The organism is Shumkonia mesophila, assembly GCF_026163695.1.
In the GTDB taxonomy this organism is placed as follows: domain Bacteria; phylum Pseudomonadota; class Alphaproteobacteria; order Rhodospirillales; family Shumkoniaceae; genus Shumkonia; species Shumkonia mesophila.
This window is the reverse complement of record NZ_JAOTID010000038.1, coordinates 1-7,529: the sequence shown is the minus strand read 5'-3', so window position 1 is coordinate 7,529 and position 7,529 is coordinate 1. Positions and strand designations below refer to the sequence as shown.

Annotated in this window: 6 protein-coding genes and 1 pseudogene; all 7 read left to right on the top strand. The window is 60.4% G+C overall.

What is annotated here, in order from left to right; translation table 11 throughout:
- Positions 1 to 324 precede the first annotated feature (324 nt).
- Positions 325 to 763: pseudogene (locus ODR01_RS25375) on the top strand (transposase); the annotation flags it as partial.
- A 504-nt stretch (positions 764 to 1,267) separates the two neighbouring features.
- Entirely contained in the window at positions 1,268 to 2,242 is a 975-nt protein-coding gene (locus tag ODR01_RS25015; RefSeq protein ID WP_316980445.1) for a C4-dicarboxylate TRAP transporter substrate-binding protein, read from the top strand.
- A gap of 85 nt (positions 2,243 to 2,327) precedes the next feature.
- Positions 2,328 to 2,807, top strand: coding sequence for a TRAP transporter small permease (locus ODR01_RS25010; RefSeq protein ID WP_316980444.1), 480 nt, complete (start codon positions 2,328 to 2,330; stop codon positions 2,805 to 2,807).
- Positions 2,807 to 4,084 carry a TRAP transporter large permease gene (locus tag ODR01_RS25005; protein ID WP_316980443.1) on the top strand — a complete coding sequence of 426 codons (1,278 nt, stop codon included), beginning with the start codon at positions 2,807 to 2,809 and terminating at the stop codon, positions 4,082 to 4,084. The genes ODR01_RS25010 and ODR01_RS25005 overlap by 1 nt, the downstream gene beginning before the upstream one ends.
- A 97-nt stretch (positions 4,085 to 4,181) precedes the next feature.
- A complete protein-coding gene (locus ODR01_RS25000; RefSeq protein WP_316980442.1) occupies positions 4,182 to 5,312 on the top strand; it encodes an enolase C-terminal domain-like protein in 1,131 nt (376 codons plus the stop codon).
- Positions 5,313 to 5,390: 78 nt separating this feature from the next.
- Complete coding sequence (dgoD, locus tag ODR01_RS24995; RefSeq protein WP_316980441.1) at positions 5,391 to 6,539, top strand: galactonate dehydratase; 1,149 nt, start codon at positions 5,391 to 5,393, stop codon at positions 6,537 to 6,539.
- A 106-nt stretch (positions 6,540 to 6,645) separates the two neighbouring features.
- Entirely contained in the window at positions 6,646 to 7,407 is a 762-nt protein-coding gene (locus ODR01_RS24990) for an SDR family NAD(P)-dependent oxidoreductase (RefSeq protein ID WP_316980440.1), read from the top strand.
- Positions 7,408 to 7,529 lie beyond the last annotated feature (122 nt).

Genomic DNA, 7,529 nt, shown 5'->3' with positions numbered 1-7,529 from the left:
GGCGTCGGCCGCGAGGGCTCCAAATACGGCCTCGACGACTTCCTCGAGATCAAGTACCTGTGCATGGGCGGAATCGATGAATGAGGATGAATTGACTCCTCACGATTAAATTTGCCAAATTGGTGGTGTCTGTGAGGCAGGAATTGAAACGTCCTGCGCCAATTGTCTCACGGGGGACCTCCCGAGGACCGCCCTTGCATTATCGAGTGAATACAAAATGTCCGCTTTTGGCCGTGTAAATGAGGCCAAGAACGGCCGTTATGGGTCCGGCCGGTGTGGAACTCGTTGATCTGATAGGGTGATTCCCGGTCAGCGAGGGTGCGGATGAAGCGTTTCATTGAGGGCGAAGATCGGCGGCAAGCGACACTGCTCCCCCACCGCCTGGAAGTCTATGTGACGGGACAATCCGGTCCGCGTCATCGACGTTTTCATTGATGAGCTTGACCTGGAAGCTCTGAGCTTTGCCGTCGTACCGGAAGCGACGGGACGGCCAGCCTATCATTCCGCGACGCTGCTGAAGATCTATCTCTACGGCGATCGCAATCGCATCCAGTCGAGCCAGCGGCTTGAACTGGAGAGCCAGCGTAGCATCGAGCTGATGTGACTGACCGGCCGCTTGATGCCGGACTTCAAGACGATCGCCAATTTCCGCCGCGACAACGGGGCGGTGATCCGCGCGGCTTGCGCGCAGTTCGTCGTGCTGTGCCGCCGGTTCAACCTGTTCACCCGGGATGTCGTGGTCCTCGACGAGACCAGCGGCAAGGGCACCGGCATCGTCGGTTGCAATGTCCAGATCACCGTCGACGCCGAGCACCATCTGATTGTCGCGCACGAGGCTGGTGTCGATGGGCAGCAAGGCGCGCGATGTAATCGGATGCGGGGCAGTCAGGTACTGGCTGACGGGGGCTGTTGCAATGGCGATAAGGTGTTGGCCTGCGAGGATACGGGTATTCTGCCCTGCATCCCCAAGACGCAGACATCATCCGGCAACGCCAAGCGCGGCCTCTTTGCCGTGGCGGACTTCATCTGCGACGCGGAGAACGACCGCTACACCTACGTGGCGGGTTGGCGGGCGAGCCCCTGATCAAGGGAAGGCGCGTTCAAACCGCCGCGACAATAGCGATCACTACCACAACTCGGCGGCCAGTTTCTCCTGCGCACTCAATCCCAGAAGAGGTGCATTCGAAACGAATTTGACAACGTTCTTTCAGGATACTAGGATCCCAGCATCCTGGGAACCCACTTGGCAGGAAAAGGAACAATCGTTATGAAACAGAACCGGTTTGCGTGGCTTTCAGGGGCAGTGGCTTTGGCGGGGCTTCTTGTCACCAATACGGCATCCGCCGACTGGACGCTGAACGTCGGGACCGCGCTGTCGTCCGACGACTCGCATGTCGAGAGCCTGCTTGTCATGGCGGAGAGCGTGAAAAGTCGGACCAACGGCAGGCTGAAGCTCTCGATTCTCCCCGCTAACCAGCTCGGCAGTGTCGATGACGTCATGGAACAGGCGTTGGCCGGCAGCAACGTCGCGGTCCTGACCGATGGCGGGCGGCTTGCTTCCTATGTCAAGGAGTTGGGGATTCTCACCTGCCCGTACATTGCCGATGACGCCAACGTCACCCTCAAGATCACCCAGACTCCGACTTTCGCGAGCTGGGTGAAGGAACTTCGGAAGAACGGGTTCCAGGTCCTTGCCTTCAACTGGTGGCACGGCACGCGGCATCTGCTAACCAACAAGGAGATCAAGTCTCCCGATAATCTCAAGGGACTCCGCATCCGGACCGCCGGAACACCGACCTGGATGGAATCCATCCGGGCCATGGGGGCCACGCCGACGCCGATGCCGTGGACCGAGGTCTATCCAGCCATGGAGCAGAAGGTCATTGACGGTGCCGAGGCGCAGACGGTTGCCGTGTGGGGCTCGAAACTTCAGGAGGTCGTGAAGTACATGACCAAGACCGGCCACTTCAACCACGTCCACGGCTTCGTGACGGGGGTGAAGTGGTTCGACGGCCTGCCCAAGGACATCCAGGACATTCTGCTCGACGAGTGGGTCAAGGCCGGCGTCGAGGCCAGTAAGAACACTGCCGCCCGGATCGGCGTGCTCGAAGACAAAATGAGGGCGGCCGGTATGATCATCAACGACATCGACACCAGGCCATTCCGCGAGCGGACCGCGGCCGTATACACGAAGCTGGGTTACGAAGACATCCGTAAGAAGATCCTCGCAGAAATTAAGTAGGGATGAGACCATTGAAGGCTGCCGGCCGGCCCAAGCCGGCCGGCGCGCCGACAAACGCTTGGCTGCCCTGTTTCGAGGTCGTGAAATGTACGCTCGATTCTGCAAGAGCGAAACCGTACTCGCCCACCTTCTGCTTTGGATGGTGATTCTGCTGGTCTTCTGCGCGTCGATTTCGCGTTGGCTGGGCTATCCCATCCCCTGGTCCGTTGACTTCGCCCAGTTGCTGTTCATTTGGCTGTCTTTCCTCGGCGCCAACAAGACGCTGCGGGAAGGGGGGCATATATCCGTCGATATGTTGATCAAACGCACGCCGCGCTGGTTTCGTTTCGCGACGAAGATGATCATCGACCTTTCCATTATATTCTTTCTGGCCTGGGTGATTTATTACGGATACAAGCTCACCGGCTTGAATCTGAAGAGAAAATTTAGCGATAGCAACATTCCCTACGCCTTTGTCACGGCGGCGGTTCCGATCGGCTGTCTGCTTCTGCTTACGACATTCTCGAGACAGACGATCCAGTCCTGGCGGGAACTGACGAGCGCCCCGCGCGGTGGGAGGGCCTGATGCTTCTCGTCGGCATTGTTTTCGTGGTTCTGCTCGCTCTCGGCACCCCCGTTGCCTTCAGTGTCGGCCTCTCGGGGGGCGTCTTCTTCCTGCTCTCGGATACGATTCCTTCCAGCATCGCCGTCCAGCGCATTGCCTCTGCGTCCCAAAGCTTTCCCCTCCTGGCGGTCCCGTTTTTTGTCCTCGCCGGGAACCTGATGAACCGGTCTGGCATCACCGAGCGTCTGCTAAGGTTCTCAAATGTCCTGGTGGCCTGGATGGCCGGCGGATTGGCGCAGGTCTGCATCATGCTGAGCGCCTTGATGGGCGGAATCTCGGGGGCGGCCGTGACCGACGCCTGCATGGAGGCCAGGATTCTCGCGCCGACGATGGTCAAGAAGGGCTATCCAGCCGGATTCACCGCGGCCGTCATCATTATCGGCTCGCTGATCACGCCGACGATCCCGCCCAGCATCGGCCTCATCCTCTATGGATTCACGGCCAACGTGTCGATCGGCCGGCTCTTCCTGGGCGGGGTTGTTCCCGGGGTGCTGATGGCGAGCTTCCTCATGCTGGCCGTCTTCATCGTTTCGCGTCGCAAGCGGTACGGCATCCAGGAGGGGGAGGTTCCCACCCTGTCGCGAATTGCGTCCGCCGCCTATGCCGCCAAGTGGGCACTGTTCTTTCCCGTCCTGCTCCTGGGGGGAATTCGGTTCGGCATTTTCACCCCATCGGAAGCCGGAGCGTTCGCCGTCGTATATGCCCTCATCATCGGTCGGTTCGTCTACGGCGAACTGACCCTGGGCGGCATCCGAGAAGCCTTCAGCGAGAGCCTCAACGACATCGGCATGATCATGCTGATCATCATGTTCTCCGCGATGATCGGTTACGTCATCGTCATGGAGCACACGTCCGTCACCATCAACACCTTCATCGGCCTGATTACGGACACGCCGATGGTCAAAATCGCGCTGATCCTGGCCTTTCTCATCGTCATCGGCATGTTCGTCGAGGGAACGGTCAACATCCTCCTTTTCACGCCGATATTCGCTCCGATCGCGGCCAGTGCCGGCTTCGATCCCGTGCACTTCGGCGTGATCATGACCATCACGGTGACGATGGGCACGATGACGCCACCCCTGGGCGTGGCGATGTATGCCGTCTGCGGAATCATGAAGTGTCCGGTGGAAGACTACATTCTGGAGTCCTGGCCGTTTTTCGTCGCGATCGCGGCGGATCTACTGCTCCTGCTCTTCATCCCGGATCTCGTACTGTTCCTGCCGAAGCACCTTATGTGACTCGATCCAAGGGTAAGCGTCTTCATCCCTTGCCAGAGGGGAGCATCGCTCTCCGAAAGCGTGGGCGTCGGTAAACTGGAAGTGATTTGGTGACCAGATGAAAATTGCCTCGATTAAACCCTTTCCCGTTCAGGGGCCGGTGAGCGACTTGTGCTATATCAAGGTGGAAACAGACGAGGGGATCGTCGGGTATGGGGAATGCTCGCTGCCGGGAAAACCGAACGGCGTGGCAGGGGCCGTCCGGGATCTGGAGCCACTTCTGGTTGGGGCCGATCCGACGGACACGGAATGGTGTTGGCAGCGGGTCTACCGGCACAGCTACTGGCGGGGCGGCCCAATCCTGACGAGCGCCCTGTCCGGCGTCGATGTGGCCCTGTGGGACATCCGAGGCAAGGTTGCCGGCCTGCCGGTCTACAAGCTTCTGGGGGGAGCGGTCCGGACGCGAGTCCGCCTTTACGCCAATCTCGGCCTATCCGAGGATCCAAACGTTTTCCGCAGTCGGGTGCGCGAGGCGAAAGCCCTTGGGTACAAGACGGTAAAGATCTATCCCTTGCCGCCGGTCGGGCCCGTCGTGGACTTCAAGGCGGTCCGCGGGGTCGTCGCGTGTTGCGAGGCTGTCCGTGACGAACTGGGCGATATGGACTTCGCGGTGGATTTCCACGCAAAACTCAGTTGGGCGGGGGCCATCGTGATGGAAAGCGCCATCCGGCACACCGCGCCTCTTTGGATAGAGGAGCCGGCGGCGGCCGAATCGCCCCAGGATCTTCGGCGCTGCGTCGAGCGTTTTTCCACGCCGATTGCGGTCGGGGAACGGTTGTTTACGCGGTGGGGGTTCCGGGCCATCCTCGAAGAACAACTGGCCGGCATCATCCAGCCGGACGTGTCGAACGGGGGGGGGATTACCGAGCTGTGGAAGATCGCGGCAATGGCCGAGACGTACGGGGTCGCGTTCAACCCGCATAATCCGAACGGGCCTCTCCAGGTTCTGGCCAGCCTCCATCTGGCGGCGAGCGCCCAGGCCTTTGGCATGCTCGAGCATCGGCACGAGGACCATGACGTCTTCGCCAAGATATCCGGGCCCCTGGTGAAGGTGGAGGCCGACGGGTGTTGCGGCCTCCCCGGCGGCCCCGGACTGGGTGGGGCCTTCTTCCTGGACGGCTCGGATGAGCCGATCCTCGGAAAGATCCACGAATGCTTCCGTCCGGATGGGTCCATTGGCGATTGGTGACATTCCCCGTTCCATTCTCGGGGCCCCTCGATGGCCGGGGTCGGTCCCGCATCTCTGTAGCCAAGGGCCTATACCATCATGAGAATTTTGCGGCTTCGGACGTGGAAGGTTCCGCCTCGATGGTTGTTTCTGAAGATCGAGACCGATGCCGGTTTGGCGGGGTGGGGCGAGCCGGTCGTTGAGGGCCGTGCCGATACGGTTGAGGCCGCCATTGGCGAAATGGCGGATTACCTGGTTGGCAAGGATCCGCTGCGCATCGAGGATCATTGGCAGGCCCTTTATCGTGGGGGATTTTATCGCGGCGGCCCGGTGTTGATGAGCGCCATCGCCGGCATCGATCAGGCCCTGTGGGATATCAAGGGCCGTTATCACGGGGCCGCCGTTCACGAGCTGATGGGCGGGCGCTGCCGCGACCGGATCCGGGTCTACTCGTGGATAGGCGGTGATCGGCCGGTCGACCTCGTCGCCGCGGCGAAGGACGCCATGGGGCGGGGGTTCACAGCCGTCAAAATGAATGGCTGCGAAGAACTGCAAATCGTCGATTCGTACAAGAAGATCGATGCCGCCGTAGGGCGGGTGGCCACCTTGCGCGACGCCTGCGGCTCGGATCTGGATATCGCCATAGACTTCCACGGTCGGGTGCACAGGCCCATGGCCAAGGTCTTGATGCATGAACTGGAGCCTCTGCGTCCCCTTTTTATCGAGGAGCCCGTCTTGCCGGAGCATCTCGATCAACTGCGGGACCTCGTCAGGGCGACCCCCATCCCTATCGCCACGGGCGAACGCCTGTTTACGCGCTCGGACTTCAGGCGACTGCTAACGGAAGGGGTCGCCGACATCATCCAGCCGGATTTGTCTCATGCGGGCGGCATAACCGAGTGCAAGAAGATCGCGGCGATGGCCGAAGCCTACGACGTCGCGTTGGCGCCACATTGCCCGCTTGGACCGATCGCCCTTGCCGCTTGCCTGCAGGTGGATGCCACCGCCTACAACGCGTTCATCCAGGAACAAAGTCTGGGGATTCATTACAACACATCCAACGACGTCCTGGACTATCTCTGCGACCCCAGTGTCTTCGCCTACGAGAACGGCTTCGTTGCCATCCCCGAGGGGTCCGGTCTGGGGATCGAGATCAACGAGGCCTACGTGGTGGAACGGGCACGGGAAGGTCACCGCTGGCGAAACCCGATTTGGCGGCACGACGATGGATCGGTGGCGGAATGGTAAGAGGAATCTCGATTCGGGGCACGGGGCGGACAGGTCTGTCCCCGGGAGCGACGCGCCTTCGCGGCGCGTTTTCTGACGAGGCGAATACGGTTGGAGGAACCGAATCATGGATTTGATGGAAGCTTTTTCCCTGGCGGGACAACGGGCCGTGGTTACTGGAGGCGGTCGCGGGCTGGGGTTTTCCATTGCCCGTTGCTTGGTGGCGGCGGGGGCCGATGTCGTCCTTCTCGATATGAATGCGGAGATTGTGGAGAAGGCCTGCGAGACCCTTGGTTCTATGGCTACGGCGCGGGTATTCGATGTCACTAACTTCACGGGCGCCCAAGGTCTAGTCGATGGGCTTTTGGAAGCCGGGCCGATCGACATTCTCGTCAACAATGCCGGCAACACCATTAAAAAGCCGATCGAGCAAACCGAGATCGACGACCTGACTAAGGTGTGGCAGGTCCATGTCGGTGGTGCATACGCCATGACCCGGGCAGTACTTCCCCATTTTCTCGAGCGGGGAGGCGGCAATATCGTATTCACCGCGTCCATGGCCTCGTTCCTGGGGATTCCCAAGGTGATCGGCTATTCCGCGTCGAAGGCAGCCTATGTGGGTATGGTTCGATCCCTTGCTGTGGAGCTGGGGGGGCGTGGAATACGAGTTAATGCCGTCGCGCCCGGCTGGATCGATACCGACCTGTATCGGAACGCCCAAAAAGGAGATCCCGATCGAGAGCGGCGAGTTCTCAGCCGAATTCCCGCCGGCAAGGTAGGTGACCCGGAGGATGTCGGTTGGGCGGTAACCTATCTGGTTTCCAACGCTGCCCGCTACGTTAATGGCCACATCCTGGTCGTAGATGGCGGCGGCCTGTACGCCTTTTAGGCGCCTTTGCATTGAGCTTGAACATTACGGACGAGACCGGAAGTACAACCAGGAGTCTGAGAATGTCGCAAGGCCCGACCTTGAATGCGTGTTTGGAGAAGATGCCGCTGATCGCGATCCTG